Raw genomic sequence first — 18,757 nt, forward strand, 5'->3', positions numbered from 1 at the left:
CACGTTAGGGTCACCACGGACGTGCAGCCTCTTACGATCGTTGCCGTGGATCTTGCATCGGCGCTGCTCATCGGCGTCCCCGCTGTGTTGCTGGGGGCGGTCGTCGGTGCCGTCCTTTTCGCCCTGGTCCGGCGTCCGCAGCAACCCGAGGTGGCACCCGCGCCGGTGACCCCGCTGGACCTCGATCTGGCCCGTCGGAGCCTGGACGGGTTGGGAATCGGCGTAGTTGTTCTGGATCCGCGCGACGATGTCGTGCTCGCGAACCCCGCGGCACGTAGGCTAGGGGTTGTCCGGGACGGTCGGATCGGACATTCGGTGCTTCGCGCCTTCAGCCGACAGGTTCGGCAGATCGGCGAGGTGCGCGAGACCGAGGTGGAGCTGCCGCGCGGGCGCGGCCTGGAACCGTTGGGGGTTCGGGTCCGGGCCGCCCCGCTCGGCGTCAGCGGCCACGCCGTGATGCAGGTGGAGGACGTCACCGAGGCGCACCGGTTGGCCAATGTCCGCCGTGACTTCGTCGCGAACGTCAGCCACGAGCTCAAAACGCCGGTGGGCGCGCTCTCGTTGCTCGCCGAGGCGATGCTCGACGCGGTCGACGACCCCGCCACCGTGCAGCGGTTCGCCGAGCGCATCCGCCTGGAGTCCGGCCGGCTCGGCCGCCTGGTGCAGGAGCTCATCGAGCTGTCCCGCCTCCAGGGCGCCGACCCGCTGCCCGAGCCCGTCGCCGTGCCGGTGGACCGCGTGGTCTCCGAGGTGGTCGACCGCACCCGGACGCTGGCCGAGGGCAAGTCGATCACGGTCGTCTCCGGCGGCGAGCGCGGCCTGGTCGTCGAAGGCAACGAGAGCCAGCTGGTCACCGCGATCGTCAACCTGGTCGAGAACGCGGTCACGTACAGCCCGGAGCGCACCCGGGTCGCGATCGGCACGCGGCGGCGCGGCCACTTGATCGAGATCTCCGTGTCCGACCAGGGCATGGGCATCGGCGAGGCCGACCTCGACCGGATCTTCGAGCGCTTCTACCGGGCCGACCCGGCGCGCTCGCGGGCGACCGGCGGCACCGGCCTCGGCCTGGCGATCGTCAAGCACATCGCGACCAACCACGGTGGCAGCGTGGACGTCTGGAGCGTGGAGGGATCCGGCTCGACGTTCACGCTGCGCCTGCCCGACCCCGGCTGCGACTCGCCCGGCTTCGAGGACTTCGACGCTCTCGAGGACTTCGACGGCTTGGCCGAGTTCTCCGGCGGCGAGGCCGATCCCGGCCGTCCGAACCGCCCGGGGGAGTTAGACGCGGATGCCTCGACCGCCAGGGAGACGGCGCCCCCCGTAGCCGCCAGTGCAGCGGACGGCCCGGACGCGGTACCCGCTCCGGTCCTGACGGCCCGGGAGTCCGACCCGGTCCGGTCCGGAGACCGGCAAACAGCCGATGCGGAAGCCACGGAGCGCACCGACGCGCCCGACGAGGCGAACGCGGACGAAACCCGGGGCCTCGAGACCCCGACCCAACGCCCCACAGCAGTAACGAGAGGTGAAGCGTGACCCGAGTTCTGGTGGTCGAAGACGAGGAGTCGTTCTCGGACGCCTTGTCGTACATGCTCCGTAAGGAGGGATTCGAGGTCGGGCTCGCCGCCACCGGCCCGGACGCGCTGACCGAGTTCGATCGGGCCGGCGCCGACATCGTGCTGCTCGACGTCATGCTGCCGGGCCTGTCCGGCACCGAGGTCTGCCGGACCCTGCGGGCGCGCTCGACGGTGCCGATCATCATGGTCACCGCGCGGGACGGGGAGATCGACAAGGTCGTCGGGCTGGAGATCGGCGCCGACGACTACGTGACGAAGCCGTACTCACCGCGGGAGCTGGTCGCCCGGATCCGGGCCGTGCTGCGGCGGCGGACCGAGCCGGAGGAGCTGACGCCGGCGACCCTGGAGGCCGGTCCGGTCCGGATGGACGTCGACCGGCACACGGTCACGGTGAACGGTACGAGCATCTCGCTCCCGCTCAAGGAGTTCGAGCTCCTGGAGATGCTGCTGCGGAACGCCGGGCGGGTGCTCACGCGTGGGCAGCTCATCGACCGGATCTGGGGTGCGGACTACGTGGGCGACACCAAGACGCTCGACGTCCACGTCAAGCGGCTGCGGGCCAAGATCGAGCCGTCGCCGAGCCACCCGCAGTACCTCGTCACAGTGCGAGGGCTGGGCTACAAATTCGAAGCTTGAGTGGGCGGCCCGCTGAGGACGACGGATGACAGGCGAGCGCGCCTCCTTATGACGCCAAGGGCCAAGGTCACGGCGTCGGGGCGCTCGACTGTCCCCGACGCCCCTCAGCGGGCTCCAGGTTCAGACAACTGCGGCGCGCCTGACGGCGCTTCAACCGCAACTGCTTCTGGTGGACGTCGGGCAGCGGCGCAGTTCGGGTCACGCCGCGGTGCCGCAGCCGACCAACTCCCGGTCGCTGGTCGGGCTGGCAGCGATGGCCGAGGTGACCGCGGTAGCGGAAGTGGCCGAGGCGGCAACGGTGGCGGGGGTGGCGACTGCGGCCGGGGCAGCCGGGGTGGAGGCGGCTCGTGCGGGCTGGGTGGTGGCGGCGCGGCCGGTGACTACCGTGACGATCCCGCCGCACCAGCACTCCACCTCCATCACGATGCCGTGGTCGGTGTGGTCCATACGCCGGATGTCGTCAGTGCTGGCCAGGGTGCGTGCGCCGTGGTGGTGGCAATCGATAGCGAACATGCGAGAAGCTTCGCGTCCGAGCGGTTCGGGGTGTGAGTGGCAATCGTGACCACCACCCCAAGAAAACTGCCAATGTCAGGGTTCCTCTGAGCGCAAGAAAACTGCCATCATGGTCCCCATGATCGTTACCGGCGTTTCGCCTACCAACGTCGGCGCGCTGACGTGGGGGATCGTCACCGAAGTCTTCGGTTACGACCGCACCGATATCGGCCTGCCCCCCTTCGACTTCGCGATCGTGCCGGCCGAAGAGGGCCCGATCCGCACCCGCTACGGTGCCACCATCCAGCTCGACGGCGACTTCAGCCGGATCGACGACTCCGATCTCGTCCTGGTGCTGCCGTGGGAGGACTACACCCACCCACCGGAGCCCTACCTCGACGCCCTCCGCCGCGCGTACGACCGGGGCGCCACGCTGATGGGCTTCTGTTCGGGCACGTTCGTGCTCGCGTCGGCCGGTCTTCTCGACGGACGCCGCGCGACGACGCACTGGCGCAGCTCCACCTTCATCGCCGACGCGTTCCCGCAGGTGACGATCGACGCCGACGTCCTCTACGTGGACGAGGGGCGGGTGCTCACCGGCGCCGGTAGTGCGGCCGGGCTCGACCTCTGCCTGCACTGGGTGCGCCGCGAGTACGGCGCCCGGGTGGCGAACGCACTGGCCCGCTCGGTCGTGGTTCCACCGCACCGGGACGGGGGACAGGCGCAGTACATCGTCTCGCCGCTGCCCGAGGTCGGTGACTCCGACCGGCTCGTCGAGGTGCTGGCCTGGATGCGGGAGAACCTGCACCAGCCGCTCACCGTCGAGGTGCTGGCGACCAAGGCGCTGATGAGCCCGCGCAGCTTCGCGCGGCACTTCCGGGCCACCACCGGCACCACGCCGCGCGCCTGGCTGCTCGCGCAGCGGCTGCACCGGGCCGAGGAGCTGCTCGAGGGTGGCGACCTGCCGGTGGAGGAGGTCGCCAGGCGGGTCGGGTTCGGTACCGCCGCGGCACTGCGTGACCAATTCGTCCGCCGCCGGGGGGTGCCGCCGCGCGACTACCGCCGCGCGTTCCGCGCCGCCTCCGAGTGCCCCGAGGAAGAGGGCGCCGCCTGATCCGCGCCGATTGACGCCGAATCCGTCTCCACGGGCGCCGTGGGGACGGATTCGGCGTAACTGAGCGCGGGGTCGCTACTCGCCGGCGAGGCGGGAGGCTTCCACGGTGGCGGGGTGGGGCGCGATCAGCCCGCGCGCCTCCCGTGCCGCGCAGAGGCGCGCGAGTTCCGCGTAGGCGCTCTCGCCGATCAGCGCGGTGAGCTCGGGCCCGTACGTCCGGTACAGCGGCTCGACGCCGACGTGCGCCTCCGGCGCGGACGTGCACCACCAGTGCAGGTCGTGCCCGCCCTCGCCCCATCCACGTCGGTCGAACTCGCCGAGCGTGTCGACGAGGACCTGGGTCCCGTCGGTCCGCGTCACCCACTCCTGCTCCCGGCGCACCGGCAGCTGCCAGCAGACGTCCGGTTTGGTCTCCAGCGGATGCAGCCCTTCGCGCAGCGCCAGCGCGTGCAGTGCGCACCCGGCGCCGCCCGGGAAGCCTTCGCGGTTGTGGAACAGGCACGCGCCGTCCACCACGGCGGTACGCAGCCGGTCGTCCTCGTCGCCGACCGAGTCGCGCTCGGTCCACGCGTCGGCGTCCCCCGGCCGGTAGAACTGCCAGTCCGCCGGGCCGAGGCGATTCACGAACGCGGCGACGCGGGTCACGTCGTCCTGGTCGGTGAAGAAGGCGCCGTGGCTGCAGCAGCCGGTCTCCGCGCGACCCTCCACCACCCCGTGGCAGCCGGCGCCGTAGATGCAGGTCCACCGGGAGAGCAACCAGGTCAGATCGGCCTTGACGACGTGCTCCGGGTCGGCCGGGTCGATCAACTCCAGCCACTCGCGAGGGAAGTCGAGCCCGACCTCCGCATCGCGCGGGCGGGGCATCGGAAGTTCCACCGTGCGAGCCACGATCGCCAGCGTACGTTGGCTGCGATGAACTCTGGGTGACCAGGCCGTAGGCGGGATGAAGCAGGGCGTACCGTTCGGGTATGCGCCTGGGGGTTCTGGACGTTGGGTCGAACACCGTCCACTTGCTGGTGGTAGACGCTCGCCGGGGTGGTCACCCCACACCGGCCTACTCGGAGAAATCGGTGCTCAGGCTCGCCGAGGCGGTCGGCAACAACGGCAAACTCTCGGACAAGGGCGCGAACTCCCTGCTGGACGCCGTGACGTCGGCCAAGGACGCGGCTCGGCGCCTGGAGGTCGACCACATACTCGCGTTCGCCACCTCGGCGATCCGGGAGGCGCGCAACGGCGAGAAGGTCCTGCAGAAGGTCCGGAAGGAGACCGGCGTCCACCTCTCGGTGCTCTCCGGCGACGACGAAGCCCGGCTGACGTTCCTCGCGGTGCGCCGATGGTTCGGCTGGTCGGCGGGGCGGCTGCTCTGCCTGGACATCGGCGGCGGCTCACTGGAGATCGCGGTCGGCGTCGACGAGAGCCCCGACTTGGCGCTGTCGGTGCCGCTCGGGGCCGGGCGGCTGACGCGGGAGCGGCTGTCGAACGACCCGCCGAGCCGGAAGGAGATCGCCGAGCTCCGGGAGTACGTGGAGGGGACGCTCGATCCGGTCGCGGAGGGCGTCGCCGAGGCCGGCGAGATCGACCGTGCGGTGGCCACGTCCAAAACGTTCCGGACGCTGGCCCGGCTGTCCGGCGCAGCGCCGTCCGCCGCCGGACCGCGCGTCCGCCGGGTACTGACCCTCAACGGCCTCCGCCAGGTCACCGAGTTCATCTCCCGCATCTCCGCCACCGACCTCGCCGAGTTGGAGGGCGTGAGCGCGGGCCGGGCTCACCAGCTCCTCGCCGGCGCGGTCGTCGCCGAGGCGGCCATGCGCCGACTCGGGCTGACCGAGGTCGAAATCTGCCCGTGGGCCCTGCGCGAGGGCGTGATCCTGCAGCGTCTGGACTGGCTCGACAGCGGCATCCAGGATCCCTCGCTACCCGAGGTGGTCACCGACCGGCAGCCGGCCAACGCCTAGTCACGCGTCTGGTGCATTCGGAGACCGGGACGGACGGACACGGGGCGGTTGTCGGTAACAGCCGGGGGCTACCCTGGATGGAGTGACCAGGGAAGGCGACACACCGCAGGCGGTCCGGGTTCCGGCCGCGAGAGTCGGGCTCTCCACTGCCTCGGTGTACCCAGAGAGTGCCCCGGCAGCGTTCGAGCTGGCTGCCGCATTGGGCTACGACGGCGTCGAGGTCATGGTGTGGACCGACCCGGTCAGCCAGGACATCGACGCCCTCCGCGACCTGCAGCAGCGGTACGCCCTGCCGGTGCTCGCGATCCATGCGCCTTGCCTGATCATCACCCAGCGGGTGTGGAGCCCGGACCCGTGGGAGCGGCTGCGCCGGTCGAAGGAGGCCGCGGAGGTGCTGGGCGCCGAGACCGTCGTCGTGCACCCGCCCTTTCGGTGGCAGCGCGACTACGCGCGGAACTTCGTCGAGGGCGTCGAGCAGATGAGCGCCGAGACCCCGGTGAAGTTCGCCGTCGAGAACATGTACCCGCTGCGCGCCCGCGGCCGGGAGTTCATCCCGTACGCGCCGCACTGGGACCCGACCTCGTCGCCCTACCGGCACTTCACGCTCGACACGTCGCACACCGCGGTCGCGCGGACCGACGCGCTGGCGCTGCTCGATCGGATGGAAGGACGGCTCGCGCACGTCCATCTCGGCGACGGCAGCGGGTTGTTCCGGGACGAGCACCTCGTCCCCGGCCGGGGCGACCAGCCGTGCGGAACGGTGCTCGAACGCCTGGCCGGCCGCGGTTTCAACGGCTCGGTCGTGGTCGAGGTCTCGACCCGCGGGCTCGACCGCGAGCAGCGCGAAGCCGACCTGGCCGAGTCGCTGGCGTTCGCGCGGCTCCATCTCGCCGCACCGGCCGCGCCCGCCGCGCACCTCGGTGCGGTATGACGCCGTGAGGCCGTGCGTCTCACATGTTGCGACAGCGACCCCCGATATCGTGCAGATTTCGTAGGACGCTCGTACTCTTTCGAAGGACGCCTCACCAAGGCGCCCCGAGCCTCGCCTCCGGACCGGGAGACCCACCCGTCCGGGGGCGTTGGTCTTTCCGGGCGCCGACGCGAGGTATTCCCTGGGCAGGGGCGCCGGAGGTGCCGCGTTAGGCTCCAGCCATGCTTCGAACGGCGATCCTCGCGGCGGCCCGCACCCCGACCGTCGAGCGCCTGATTACGAACGCGTCGGTCGCCCGGAGCCTGGTTGCCCGCTACGTCGCCGGTGACGAGGTCGCCGATGCGGTGCGGGTGAGTCAGGAGCTGATCGCGGACGGCCTCGCGGTCACCCTCGACCAACTCGGCGAGGACACCGAGGACGAGGCCGGTGCGGCGGCGACCACGGAGGCCTACTGCGGCCTCCTCGACGCGCTGGCCCACGCCGGTCTCGCGCCGCCGGCCGAGGTGAGCGTGAAGCTTTCGGCCGTGGGCCAGCGCCTCGACCCGAAGCTCGCGACCGAGAACGCGCGGAAGATCTGTCAGGCCGCCGCTGCGGTCGGCACCACCGTGACCCTCGACATGGAGGATCACACCACCACCGACCTCACGCTCGACACGCTGAGCACGCTGCGGGTCGACTACCCGAGCACGGGCGCGGTGCTGCAGGCGTACTTGCGTCGCACCGAGACCGACTGCCGCGAGCTGGCCCACGCCGGCTCCCGGGTGCGGCTGTGCAAGGGCGCCTACGCGGAGCCGGAGTCGGTCGGGTTCGAGAACGCGCTGGACGTCGACCGGTCGTACGTCCGCTGTCTGAACGTGCTGATGGCCGGCGAGGGCTACCCGATGATCGCCACACACGACCCGCGCTTGGTAGCGATCGGCGAGGAGCGGGCCCGCTGGTACGACCGGACCCCGGACACCTTCGAGTTCCAGATGCTCTACGGGGTCCGCTCGGACGAGCAGCGCCGACTCGCACGGGACGGCTACACGGTGCGGATCTACCTGCCGTACGGACGGGACTGGTACCCCTACCTGATGCGCCGCCTCGCGGAGCGTCCGGCGTACGTGGCGCTGTTCGCCCGGTCGCTGGTCTCGAGTCGCTGAACACCTGGAAGGAACCCCTGTGGATTCGTTGGCGCTCTTCGGTGCCGGCAAGCTCGGCGAGGCACTGCTCTCCGGCCTGCGGCGGGCCGGCCGGTCGCCGGAGGAGATCGTCGTCGTCGAGCGCTCCGAGGAGCGGGCGCAGTACTTGCTGGAGCGGTACGACGTGCGGGCCGTCCCAGCGTCCGAGGCGGTCGCCCACGCCCGGACGCTGATCATCGCGGTGAAGCCGCAGGACGTCGGTGGCCTGCTGGACACGCTCGCGCCGCTGGTCGTCCCGGAGCAGCTCGTCGTCTCGGTGGCGGCCGGGATCCCGACGAAGTACTACGAGCAGCGGCTCGCCGAGGGCGTCCCGGTGATCCGGGTGATGCCGAACACGCCGGCGCTCGTCGACGAGGCGATGAGCGTCCTCTCCGCGGGAGCCCATGCGGAGGAGAAGCACCTGGCCGCCGCCGAGGCGTTGCTGCGTCCGGTGGGGAAGGTGCGGCGGCTGCCCGAGTCGCAACAGGACGCCGTCACCGCGCTGTCCGGATCCGGGCCCGCGTACTTCTTCTTCCTGGTCGAGGCGATGATCGACGCGGGGATCCTGCTCGGAATCCCCCGAGAGGTCGCGGCGGACCTGATCGTGCAGAGCGCGCTGGGTGCCGCGACGATGCTGCGGGACAGCGGGCAGCACCCGGTGCAATTGCGGGAGGCGGTCACCTCGCCGGGCGGAACGACGATCGCGGCGATCCGCGAGCTGGAGCGCCACGGCGTCCGCGCCGCCTTGCTCGACGCGATCGAGGCCGCCCGTGACCGCTCCACAGAACTAGGCCACCTTTATTAGAGCGGCCCGTCCAGGTTCGAACAAAGGGCGCGCGCCTGGTGGCGCTTCAACGGCAACTGCTTCATGTGGACGACGGGCAGCGCGGCGTTCTGGTGGGGGCCTCGGCGCGTTGTGGGAGTGACTCATGTGGCCAGTGAGGCCGATCCGGCGGCGGCTGGTGGGCAATCGTGGGGCGGATCGAGCTGTCCGGGACATGACAAAACATGAATCCGGACGGTCTAAAGTGGGCCAAACCCGGGCGAACTCACGAGTATTGTTGCGATCAGCATAGGCAGAGTTGCTGAGGGTATCGCTCGCTCCCACTTGCACCGTTACTCTACTAGGAGCACGTGCGTGACCACCGTGCCGGAGGGGAAGCCGGCACCCGATACGTGCCCGGGTGAGGTGGGTCGTATGGCAATGGCAGGACCGTCGAATCTGTCCGACGTCAGGTTCCTCACCGTCGCTGAAGTGGCGACGTTGATGCGAGTCTCGAAGATGACCGTGTACCGGCTTGTCCATTCTGGAGAGCTGAACGCAGTACGGGTTGGGCGCTCGTTCCGGGTTCCCGAACGCGCTGTGCACGACTATCTTCGCGACGCGTTCACCGACTCCGCTTGAGAGACGGCCTCGACCCGGAGAGGGGCAGTAGCGGCCGGGGAGTCCGCTGCAACCTCCGCTCCGGGTGGGGGAACCTGGCCTGACCGGGCGGCGTAACGCCGTCCACCGAGAAGAGCCGTGCGGTGGGAGTCCCCTCCCACCCACGGCTTCTCTTTGTGGGCGGCCCGGTGAGGACGACGCTGACAGGCGAGCGCGCCTCCTTATGACGGGCCCCCTTATGTCACGGCGTCGGCGCGCTCGACTGTCAGCGCCGCCCTCACCGGGCTCCAGGTCAGAACATTCGCGCCTGGCGGCGCTTGAACAGCGGCCTGGCGGACGCGGGCAGCGGCTTTGCGGGGTATTTCTCGATCGGGTCGCGGGGGCGGGAACTCCGACCTATGCTCACTTTTGGTACGGCGAGCTGCACGCTCGGCGACCCCTGTCAAGAGGGCTCGACCCGGGCGACGGCAGCCCGGGCAGGGCGAGCGGGCCGGCTCGGGATAGGGTGTACTTCCGTCTCACTGTTGTCGTACCAAGAGCATCGAGGAAGTCGTATGGGTTCGGTCATCAAGAAGCGCCGCAAGCGGATGGCGAAGAAGAAGCACCGCAAGCTCCTGAAGCGGACCCGCGTCCAGCGTCGCAACAAGAAGTGAATTCTTTTCGACCGGAGTCAGCTGCGGTCGCTTGACCTGACAGCAGGTCGGAGGTCGAAAAGAATTCATCGGGCCGCACCCGGGGAGGCAGCATGCCGGCAGAAGAAACACCGCCGGGTCTGCCCCGGGTCGTCTTGGTCACCGGCGTCAGCCGGTACTTCGGCGGTCGGCTGGCCGCGCGGCTCGCGGCCGACCCGGGTATCGAGCGGATACTCGGGGTCGACACCGTGGCACCGGACGCGGAGACCGCCGAGCGGATCGGCCGCACGGAATTCGTGCGAGCCGACATCCGCAACCCGTTGATCGCGAAGGTCATCGCCGACGCCGGTGTCGACACCGTCGTCCACATGAGCGTGCTCGCGACCCCGGCCGGCCTCGGCGGGCGGGCGTCGATGAAAGAGCTCAACGTGATCGGCACCATGCAGCTCCTGGCTGCGTGCCAGAAGGCGCCGACCGTCCGGAAGCTCGTCGTGCGGTCGTCGACGGCCGTCTACGGTGCGTCGCCGCGCGATCCGGCGGTGTTCACCGAGAACATCCAGGCCAAGCAGAGCCCGCCGAGCGGCTACGCCAAAGACGCCACCGAGGTCGAAGGGTACGTCCGGGGATTCACCCGACGACGTCCGGACGTCATCGTCACGACGCTGCGGTTGGCGAACATGCTCAGCCCGCGGATCGACACACCGCTGGCGCGGTACTTCGCGCTGCCGGTGGTGCCGACCGTGCTCGGCTACGACGCCCGGCTCCAGTTCCTGCACGTGGAGGACGGTCTGGACGCGCTCTGCCGGGCCGTGCTGGAGGACCACCCCGGCACCTACAACGTCGCCGGGCCGGGATCGCTGCTGCTCTCGCAGGCCATCCGCCGGGCCGGACGCGTTCCGGTGCCGGTGCCGTCGATCACCGCCCCGTACCTGGGCCTGGTCGTCCGGCAGGCGGGCTCGATCGATTTCTCCCCCGAACAGACCCGGCTGCTCACCTACGGCCGGGTCGTCGACATCTCCCGGCTCCAGCAGGAGTTCGGCCTGACCCCGGCCTACACGACCGCGGCGGCGTTCGACGACTTCGTCCGGGGCAGCGACCTCGCCTCCGTGCTGTCCGCCGAAAACCTGAGCGCGGTCGAACGGGCGCTGAAGAGCCGCTGGTCGGTCGCGCGGCGCCTGGTGGAGTCGGTCCGCGCGGGCGCCCCCCGCCCCTGACGAGTGTCCGGCCACCCCCACGTCCCGAGCTTTCGGTCCCCATCACCCGACGTATGGCCCCCGACCCTGGTGGAACCCCGGTAGGGCGAGACCCCCGGTTGGCAAGGAGTGCCGCAGATGCCCGACGCCCAGATCATCCCCTTCGACGGCGGTGCGTCCCGTGCTCAGCGCACCGAACAGCAGGCGCCGGTCGACACGGAGGAGACCGCAGCTGCCGACCCGACCCTCCCCGCCGAACCGGTGGTGACGACGGACGAGGGCGTCACCGCCGACGCGGACTCCGACCAGCTGGCCGCGGGGGAGACCGTCACCGTCGAGACGACCGAGGACGCTTCCGGGACCGCGAACGCCCCCGCGCAGCGCCGGCGCACCACCGCAGGAGCCGGACGCGGCACGGCAGGCAAGGGTCGAGGCACGGCGCCCAGCCGCAGTACGTCCACCAAGGGCCGTAGCGCCGCCGCCAAGGGCACGGGCACCGCAGCCACGAGCCCCGATGCGCCGGCCAAGGGGCGGAGCAAGGGTGCGACCGGTTCCCGCACCGCCGCTGCGAAGGACGGCACCACGGCCACCGGCCGGGGCAGCGCCACCACGTCCGCGGGGAACGGCCGGGCCGCGAGTAGCCGGTCGAGGCGCCCCGCGGAGGACGGTGGTGCGCGTGGCCGCCGTTCGGCCGCTGCCCGGGCGTCCACCGAAAAAGTGAGCACGGCCGGGAAGGCCGCCTCCGAGCCGGCACCGAGCACGGCCGGCGGCAGCACCGGTGAGCCGGACGTCTGGGACCGGCGGGTCGCCGGGGCGCTCGCCTTCCTCCGCCGGCGGCTGACCGGCGAGTACGAGACCGACGAATTCGGGTTCGACCCCGAGTTCGCGTCCTCGGTGCTGGCACCGGCGCTGCGCCCGATCTACGAGAAGTGGTTCCGGGTGGAGATCTCAGGGCTGGAGCACGTCAGCGACACCGGCGGCGCGCTCGTGGTGGCCAACCACTCCGGGACGATCCCGGTGGACGCGACGATGCTGCAGCTCGGTCTCCTCGACCACCACCCGGCGCAGCGGAACCTGCGGCTGCTCGGCGCGGACCTCGTGTTCCAGATGCCGTTCGTCGGTGAGCTGGCGCGGAAGTCCGGGAGCACGCTGGCGTGCCAGCCGGACGCCGAGCGGCTGCTCTCCGGCGGCGAGTTGGTCGGCGTCTTCCCGGAGGGTTTCAAGGGCGTCGGGAAGCCGTTCAGCGAGCGGTACAAGCTGCAGCGCTTCGGGCGGGGTGGCTTCGTGTCGGCGGCGCTGGCCACGAAGGCCCCGATCATTCCGTGCGCGATCGTCGGCGCGGAGGAGATCTATCCGAAGATCGGGGACGCGAAGGTCATCGCGCGGATGTTCGGGCTGCCGTACTTCCCGCTGACCCCGACGTTCCCCTGGCTGGGGCCGCTGGGCGTGGTGCCGCTGCCGTCGAAGTGGTACATCGAGTTCGGCGAGCCGATCGAAACGTCGGACCTGGCGTCCGGAGCCGACGACCCGATGCAGGTGTTCAACCTGACCGATCAGGTGCGGGAGACGATCCAGCAGATGCTCTTCCAGCTGCTGATGCGGCGGCGCAGCGTCTTCGGCTGAGTTAGGGAGTGCCCAAGCCGGGTAACCGTCCGGCATGACGGACAACCGATACGCGCAGGGTGAAGGACCGGCCGCCGGAGGCTCGGAGCCGGCTGGCGAGGTCACTCAGGAGGACATCCAGGCCGCGATGGCGACCTACTCCGGTGACGGGCAGAACGACGACGCCACCGGCGGCGACGCCCTGGCCGAAATCTGGAAGGACCGCGGCGCCGACCGCCCCGACGACGCCCCGGACGACACCCGCCCCACCCCCGACACCGCCGAGCAGGGCCGCGTCGGGCTTTGAGCCCCGAGCGGTGCACACTTTTGGCCGCTATCGAGGCGAAAAGTGTGCACCGCCCACTCAGGCAATCTTGCGGCGGACGGCCAACGTGCCGGCGACGCCGCCGGCTATGACGCCGGCGGCGGCTACGGCCGGGGCACCGACCTTGGCGGCCTTGCGAGCCGTGCGGTAGTCGCGGACCTGCCAACCGCGCTCCCGGGCCTCCCGGCGGAGCGCCGAGTCCGGGTTGATCGCGACTCCGGTGCCGACCGTGCTGAGCATCGGGACGTCGTTGACCGAGTCGCTGTAGGCGGTGCAGCGGGTCAGGTCCAGGCCCTCGCGACGGGCCAGCGAGAGCACCGCCTCCGCCTTCGCCGGGCCGTGCAGCGGCTCGCCGACCAGCCGGCCGGTGTACTTCCCGTCGACGATCTCGGACACGGTGCCGAGCGCACCGGTGAGCCCGAGCCGGTGGGCGATGATGCTGGCCAGCTCCACCGGCGTCGCGGTGACCAGCCAGACGCGCTGACCGGCGTCGAGGTGCATCTGGGCCAGCGCGCGGGTGCCGGACCAGATCCGCTTGGACATCACCTCGTCGTAGATCTCCTCGGCGTGGCCGACGATCTCGGTGACCTCTCGGCCGGCGACGAACGCGAGCGCGGCCTGGCGGGCCGTCACCATGTTGGCGGTGTCCTCGACGCCGGACATCCGGAACTTCATCTGCTGCATCGCGAAGCCGAACAGGTCCCGGCTGCTGAAGTACTTCCGCGCGGCGAGGCCACGGGCGAAGTGGTAGATCGACGCGCCCATCATCATCGTGTTGTCGACGTCGAAGAACGCGGCGGCGCCGAGGTCCGGCGTCACCCTGGACGGCGCCTCCACCTCCGCAGCAGCCGCACTCGCGGCCCCGGCGACCACTGCCCGGGCGTCGCCGCGGATCCGGCCGCGTCGGTTAGTGAGCGTGATCACGCGCTACCTCCGAAACACTGACGTGCAGAAACGCGCCTGTAGACCCCCGGGGCGCGTGCGGGGCGGCCGGCCTCAAGTGTACGGGCGGCCGTCTGTGCGCCTCTGTGCCCGTCGGGGCAACAGGACGTGAGGCGTGCGCGCCCCCGGAGTGAACGCTCGGGGCGGAGGTTTCTAGTCCCTGCCGGTTTGCCCGACGCTACTGGTGAGGGCGCTTCCGACGACGCTGTCGATGGTGTTGTCGGCCGAGCCGACGAGCGGATCGATCGGTGATCCGGTGGTCGGCGAGGGGAGGACGGAACCGGACTGCGGAACCAGGTTTTCCACGGCGCTCGACGGGTTGATCTCCCAGCCATCGTCCGGGACGGCTGCGGACGACTTCCGCCCGGAGACTCCGGGGGAGCTCTGGCCGGTGCTGGCCGCGCTGCCAGCGGGGTCTTTGCTCGGTGCGTCGGACGTGCGGTCCGACTCTTCCGGACGCGGACGCACGGTCCACGTCGCTTCCGGTGGTGCGGGCTCGTCCGAGGGTAGCGGGGATTGTTCGGCTGCGGACCCGGCACAGGGCTGTGCGATCGGTCCCAGCTCGTCGCTGGTCAATGGGCCGGTGCAGTGCAGTACGCCGCGCAGGTCGGACGACCGGGCCCCGATCTGCTCGAGCAGCGCGAGGGAGGCACGGATCCGGCGGACGGCCGCCGGCGGTGAGGCCGGACCCCTCTCCAGACGGGTGAGCCCGCGGCGCTGCGACACCGTGAACTCGTCCACCAGGTCGAGCGGAGCGGGGTGGTGCTGGGTGGCTGCCGCGGTCCCGAGGTCGGCCATGCCGAGGCGGCTGTCGCTGTCCATGTCGTCGAGCAGCCGGTCGAGCTGGGTGGGGTCGCTGGTCGCCGCCCCGGCCTCGGACAGCCGGTTGCGGGCGAACCCGAGGTGGAGCTGACCACGGGCGACGGCGGAGCGGGCCAGCGTGAGCTGCGCGGCCTCACGGCTCCGTTTGACGCCGTAGAGCGCGTCGCCGGGGTTGGCACCACCGCTGGCGAAGCCGACACCGGAGAGCGCGACCAGGCCGGCCAGCGTTCCGCTCGCCACCGTGACCCGGCGGGGTATCCGGCGGCGGACCGCCGGGAACGGACGGGCACCGGGCTCGACGTCCACCGAGGGCGGCGGCCGGAAGCCGGGTTCGGCGTTGATGCCGTGCACCGAGGCGACCGCGATGAGCCGCTGCCGGAGCCGGTCGCGGAACTCGTCGTCGGCTTGTACCTGTGAACCGGCGCTTCCCAGGCGTTCGGCGAGCAGCACCAGGTCGGCGACCTCGTCCGACCCGCGATCCGCCGGAGCGCGGTGGACGCCGACCACGTGCGACGGCGCCGCGTGCTGCCCCGCCGCGTGCTGGCCGATATGTCGCGAGCGACCGGGGTGGTCGATCGTCCGACGCTCACCGGCGGCGCGATCGGTGGTCCGCTCGGCGTGGCGGTGCTCGGCACCACGGCGGGCCGACACTCTCGCGTTGAAGTCTCGCGCTCGTCGGCGTTCCGCTGGGCTCAGCATCACCGTGGGCACCTCCTCTCCGCCCCCCACGTCCCGGCCGTTCGCTGCCGGTGCCGAGGAGACCATCGCCTCGGCAACCCGGATAACGCGCCGCGCCGCCTCGGGGTTACGGGGGCGAGTCGGTTCGCAAGCGTCACGGAGTGAATCCCTCCGGGAGCAAGCGGCCGAGTGTCCGTACCGCCCGGTACTGGAGTGCCTTGATCGCGCCGTCGTTCTTGCCCATGATCTGCGCCGTCTCGGTGACCGAGAGGCCTTGGAGGAACCGGAGCGTGATGCACTCCTGTTGCTCGGGGTTGAGGCGGCGAACGGCGTCCAGCAGCGTCGCGTTGTCCAGTCGGGTGAGTACCTCGGCCTCCGGCCGGCCTTCCGGACCGGTGTCGGCGTCGTCGGCGTCGAGCATGTCGGCGGTGGTCACCTCGAGGCGGGCCCGCGCCGACTTGTAGTGGTCGGCGATCAGGTTGCGCGCGATGGTGACCAGCCACGCGCCGAGGTCCCGGCCCTGCCAGGTGACGCTGCCGATCCGCCGTAGCGCGCGGAGCCAGACCTCGCTGGTCAGGTCCTCGGCGACGGTGCGCGACCCGATCCGGTACGAGATGTACCGGTAGACGGTGTCGAAGTACCGGTCGTAGATCCGTGCGAACGCCTGGGTGTCGCCGGCTTGCGCCAGCCGCACGAGGTCCCAGACGTCCTCGTCGTCGGCGACCGCTGGACCGGGCGCGGAGCCGCGGCGACCCCTGGTCGGGCCGGGAACGCGGTAGCCGGGTGGTTCGTCGCTGTACGAGCCATGCTGGCCGGGGTCTTCCGGACCCTGGCCTGGTGGTCCACCCGGCGGCCCACCCGGTGGTCCACCCGGACCGGCTCCGCCGGACGGGCGTCCGACGACCACGGTGCTGCCGGTCTCCGAATCCACCGGTCGGCGCGGCGACGGGTTGCGCAGTGCACGCGAGGACGGACGGCCCGGCCGCGGGTCGGCGCGGTGCGGTTCGGACGGCGTTGCGGTCGAGCCACCGCTGCCGCCGTTTCCGCTGCCGTCGACGCCCGGCTGGGCAGGCAGCACCGGACCGGTCGGCGAACCGCCGCTGCCCGGGGTCGGAGCTGTCGGACCCGGTACAGCGGGCAGCGTCGGCAGGGGCAGTGCCGCGGTCGGCGTGCTGTCTGCGTCCAGGCCGCCGCCCCCGGCGTCGGTCCGGGTCACGTGCATGGCAGCGCGGGCCCAGGGCACACGGACCGGTTCCCGTCGGCCGGTTAGGCAGCGCATACCACCCCCCAGGCTGCCGCCGAGGCCGAGGCCCAACCCGCCCAGGCCGGTACGGCTGCGGAGGCCGGTCCGTGCCCGAAGGTCGGCGAGCGCGCTCCGGAGATCGGAGAGGTCGAGTTCCAGCTCGATGCCGCCCGGCAACGCGCCGTACCCCGCCATCCCGCCGATCATGCTCGTCCCCCCATGTGGCCCGCCGCGCCCGCCGGGGAGGCCGTGAGCGACGGCCTCGGCCGAGCGGTCACCAGCGGTGCCCCGGAAGTGGCGAGCCCGCCGGCCGGACGACGTCCGGACGGACCGACTACAGCATGTACTTGACCGATAACGCAGAGATCATACTTTCCCCAAGGCTCTCGCCGCGTCGGGGACGCACACACCACGACATTTCTTCCATTCCGGCCCCCTTGTCGTGCACTGCGGCACATCCTGGCACTGCCGTGCCACTCAGAGTTGAAAAACCTAGTCACCGCCCCCGTACGGGGGGCAGCGCCACGCGTGGAGTTCTGCGATTGGCCCCCGAACGCCCCTCGGCGCTCGGAGACCTGAGCACTCGCTGCCCTGTGGTGACGGACGCTGCCGCGGGCGCGCGTGGCAGACTTCGAGGCCTCGGGCCGGCGGCCGGTCCATCGTGGATGACCGGAGGCGGGAATGGCGGCGACCGACCACACCGTGACGCTGCTGACTCGCGTCGGATGCCATCTCTGCGACGACGCCAAGGGTGTGCTGGCGCGGATCGCGTCCGACACCGGTGTGGAGTGGAGCGAGGTCGACGTCGACGCCGATCCCGAGCTGGCCTACGAATACGGCGATCGGGTGCCGGTCGTCCTGCTCGACAACGAAGAGCACGGCTTCTGGCGGGTCGAGGAGGCCCGGCTCCGCCGCGATCTCGAGCGCTGAATCGAGGCGACCTCGCCGGTGACCGGCTGAGTGGGACGATCGGTCGAGCGTCGAACTAGCGTTCTGTGATCTTCTCGACACTCGCGGTGCTTGTGGCGCTCGTCACCGAGCCTCTGGCCTGCGGCGTCGACTTTGTGCAGGCGTTCACAAGCGGCTACGGTGAGGACAAGCGCTGTTCCCGTGCCGGGTGCAGGTACAGCGGTCGGGGTACGCCACACGTCCCTGGCCGTAGACCTTCGGAACCACCTCCCGGCGTGCCGATCACGCGTACCACAGTCGGCGTCCGCACCGTCGAGGAGACCGATGTCCGGAGATCGTCCGCGCATCCGCGCCGCGGGTCGTGCCCGCGGTGTGCCCGAAGCGACGGTCGCCCGGCTCCCGGTCTATCTGCGGGCGTTGCACGCGCTCGCCGACGCCGGGCACAACACCGTGTCGTCCGAAGAGCTGGCGGTCGCGGCCGGGGTGAACTCGGCGAAACTACGCAAAGACCTCTCTCATCTCGGCTCCTACGGCACCCGCGGGGTCGGTTACGAGGTCGCTCTCCTGGTCGACCAGATCTCCCGTGCGCTCGGACTCACCCAGCGATGGGCCGTCGTCCTGGTGGGGGTCGGAAACCTCGGTCACGCGCTGGCCGGGTACGCCGGATTCGCCTCGCGCGGCTTCCGGATCGCGGCGCTTTTCGACGCGGACACCGAGCGGGTCGGTGAATGCATCGCGGGCCTCGACGTCCGGCACATCGACGACCTGGACCGGGTCGTCGCCGAGGAGCAGGTCTCGATCGGCGTGATCTCCACGCCTGCCGACGCCGCCCAGGAGGTCGCCGACCGCCTGGTCGAGGCCGGGGTCACCAGCATCCTGAACTTCGCGCCCTGCGTGCTGCAGGTCCCCGACGGCGTGGACGTGCGCAAGGTCGATCTCGCTCTGGAGCTGCAGATCCTGTCCTTCCACGAGCAGCGGAAGGCGGACGACGCCGGGAGTGCCTCCGGTGTGAACGGCAGCATGAAGTCCGCCGCAGCGGGCACCGTCACGCCACTGCCGACTCCCCGAGTCGACGCCCGGGAGGTCGTCGGTCGATGAACTCTTTTCAACCTCACGTGCCCCCGCGGGGTGAACGTCGTCCGCAAGGGTCGGTCGAAAAGAATTC

General features: G+C 71.0%; 18 protein-coding genes and 1 pseudogene. 14 read left to right on the forward strand and 5 right to left on the reverse strand.

Features of this window, described 5'->3' with window-relative positions:
- Positions 1-45: 45 nt before the first annotated feature.
- Both ABEB28_RS34235 and ABEB28_RS34240 read left to right on the forward strand, forming a co-directional pair.
- A pseudogene (locus ABEB28_RS34235) lies at positions 46-1,161 on the forward strand (sensor histidine kinase); the annotation flags it as partial.
- Between the two features lie 368 nt (positions 1,162-1,529).
- Positions 1,530-2,210 carry a winged helix-turn-helix domain-containing protein gene (locus ABEB28_RS34240; protein WP_345732410.1) on the forward strand — a complete coding sequence of 227 codons (681 nt, stop codon included), beginning with the start codon at positions 1,530-1,532 and terminating at the stop codon, positions 2,208-2,210.
- Positions 2,211-2,408: 198 nt separating this feature from the next.
- On the opposite strand, the gene ABEB28_RS34245 is transcribed toward ABEB28_RS34240, so the two are convergent.
- Complete coding sequence (locus tag ABEB28_RS34245) at positions 2,409-2,723, reverse strand: hypothetical protein (RefSeq protein WP_345732411.1); 315 nt, start codon at positions 2,721-2,723, stop codon at positions 2,409-2,411.
- A 118-nt stretch (positions 2,724-2,841) separates the two neighbouring features.
- Here ABEB28_RS34245 and ABEB28_RS34250 point away from each other — a divergent pair, with 118 nt between their 5' ends.
- Positions 2,842-3,816 carry a helix-turn-helix domain-containing protein gene (locus tag ABEB28_RS34250; protein WP_345732412.1) on the forward strand — a complete coding sequence of 325 codons (975 nt, stop codon included), beginning with the start codon at positions 2,842-2,844 and terminating at the stop codon, positions 3,814-3,816.
- 75 nt (positions 3,817-3,891) lie between these two features.
- On the opposite strand, the gene ABEB28_RS34255 is transcribed toward ABEB28_RS34250, so the two are convergent.
- A complete protein-coding gene (locus ABEB28_RS34255) occupies positions 3,892-4,680 on the reverse strand; it encodes a DUF3109 family protein (RefSeq protein WP_345732493.1) in 789 nt (262 codons plus the stop codon).
- A 104-nt stretch (positions 4,681-4,784) separates the two neighbouring features.
- On the opposite strand from ABEB28_RS34255, the gene ABEB28_RS34260 reads away from it, so the two are divergent.
- The 9 genes from ABEB28_RS34260 to ABEB28_RS34300 all read left to right on the forward strand — a co-directional run bounded on the left by ABEB28_RS34260 (position 4,785) and on the right by ABEB28_RS34300 (position 12,980).
- Positions 4,785-5,771: a Ppx/GppA family phosphatase gene (locus ABEB28_RS34260; protein WP_345732413.1), complete on the forward strand. Its 987-nt coding sequence runs from the start codon at positions 4,785-4,787 to the stop codon at positions 5,769-5,771.
- 82 nt (positions 5,772-5,853) lie between these two features.
- Positions 5,854-6,702: a sugar phosphate isomerase/epimerase family protein gene (locus tag ABEB28_RS34265; RefSeq protein WP_345732414.1), complete on the forward strand. Its 849-nt coding sequence runs from the start codon at positions 5,854-5,856 to the stop codon at positions 6,700-6,702.
- Between the two features lie 221 nt (positions 6,703-6,923).
- Positions 6,924-7,844: a proline dehydrogenase family protein gene (locus tag ABEB28_RS34270; protein ID WP_345732415.1), complete on the forward strand. Its 921-nt coding sequence runs from the start codon at positions 6,924-6,926 to the stop codon at positions 7,842-7,844.
- Positions 7,845-7,863: 19 nt separating this feature from the next.
- Complete coding sequence (proC, locus tag ABEB28_RS34275) at positions 7,864-8,667, forward strand: pyrroline-5-carboxylate reductase (protein WP_345732416.1); 804 nt, start codon at positions 7,864-7,866, stop codon at positions 8,665-8,667.
- A gap of 393 nt (positions 8,668-9,060) precedes the next feature.
- Entirely contained in the window at positions 9,061-9,267 is a 207-nt protein-coding gene (locus ABEB28_RS34280; RefSeq protein WP_376981594.1) for a helix-turn-helix domain-containing protein, read from the forward strand.
- Positions 9,268-9,800: 533 nt separating this feature from the next.
- The gene (locus ABEB28_RS34285) at positions 9,801-9,899 is read left to right on the forward strand and encodes a 30S ribosomal protein bS22 (RefSeq protein ID WP_003948845.1); all 99 of its coding nucleotides are present in this window, start codon (positions 9,801-9,803) and stop codon (positions 9,897-9,899) included.
- 92 nt (positions 9,900-9,991) lie between these two features.
- A complete protein-coding gene (locus ABEB28_RS34290; RefSeq protein WP_345732417.1) occupies positions 9,992-11,092 on the forward strand; it encodes an NAD-dependent epimerase/dehydratase family protein in 1,101 nt (366 codons plus the stop codon).
- A 696-nt stretch (positions 11,093-11,788) separates the two neighbouring features.
- Positions 11,789-12,694 (forward strand): lysophospholipid acyltransferase family protein, encoded by a 906-nt coding sequence (locus tag ABEB28_RS34295; RefSeq protein WP_345732495.1) that lies wholly within the window; start codon positions 11,789-11,791, stop codon positions 12,692-12,694.
- Between the two features lie 34 nt (positions 12,695-12,728).
- Positions 12,729-12,980 (forward strand): hypothetical protein, encoded by a 252-nt coding sequence (locus tag ABEB28_RS34300; RefSeq protein WP_345732418.1) that lies wholly within the window; start codon positions 12,729-12,731, stop codon positions 12,978-12,980.
- 57 nt (positions 12,981-13,037) lie between these two features.
- On the opposite strand, the gene ABEB28_RS34305 is transcribed toward ABEB28_RS34300, so the two are convergent.
- From ABEB28_RS34305 to ABEB28_RS34315, 3 genes are all read right to left on the reverse strand, one after another.
- Positions 13,038-13,922 carry an HAD family hydrolase gene (locus ABEB28_RS34305; protein ID WP_345732419.1) on the reverse strand — a complete coding sequence of 295 codons (885 nt, stop codon included), beginning with the start codon at positions 13,920-13,922 and terminating at the stop codon, positions 13,038-13,040.
- Positions 13,923-14,093: 171 nt separating this feature from the next.
- Positions 14,094-15,461: a DUF5667 domain-containing protein gene (locus tag ABEB28_RS34310; protein ID WP_345732420.1), complete on the reverse strand. Its 1,368-nt coding sequence runs from the start codon at positions 15,459-15,461 to the stop codon at positions 14,094-14,096.
- A 133-nt stretch (positions 15,462-15,594) separates the two neighbouring features.
- Entirely contained in the window at positions 15,595-16,890 is a 1,296-nt protein-coding gene (locus tag ABEB28_RS34315) for an ECF subfamily RNA polymerase sigma factor, BldN family (protein WP_376981590.1), read from the reverse strand.
- Between the two features lie 474 nt (positions 16,891-17,364).
- On the opposite strand from ABEB28_RS34315, the gene ABEB28_RS34320 reads away from it, so the two are divergent.
- Positions 17,365-17,613 carry a glutaredoxin family protein gene (locus tag ABEB28_RS34320; protein ID WP_345732421.1) on the forward strand — a complete coding sequence of 83 codons (249 nt, stop codon included), beginning with the start codon at positions 17,365-17,367 and terminating at the stop codon, positions 17,611-17,613.
- Between the two features lie 303 nt (positions 17,614-17,916).
- Positions 17,917-18,690 carry a redox-sensing transcriptional repressor Rex gene (locus ABEB28_RS34325; RefSeq protein WP_345732422.1) on the forward strand — a complete coding sequence of 258 codons (774 nt, stop codon included), beginning with the start codon at positions 17,917-17,919 and terminating at the stop codon, positions 18,688-18,690.
- Positions 18,691-18,757 lie beyond the last annotated feature (67 nt).

Origin of the sequence: Cryptosporangium minutisporangium, from assembly GCF_039536245.1 — a bacterium.
GTDB classification, from domain to species: Bacteria; Actinomycetota; Actinomycetes; order Mycobacteriales; family Cryptosporangiaceae; genus Cryptosporangium; species Cryptosporangium minutisporangium.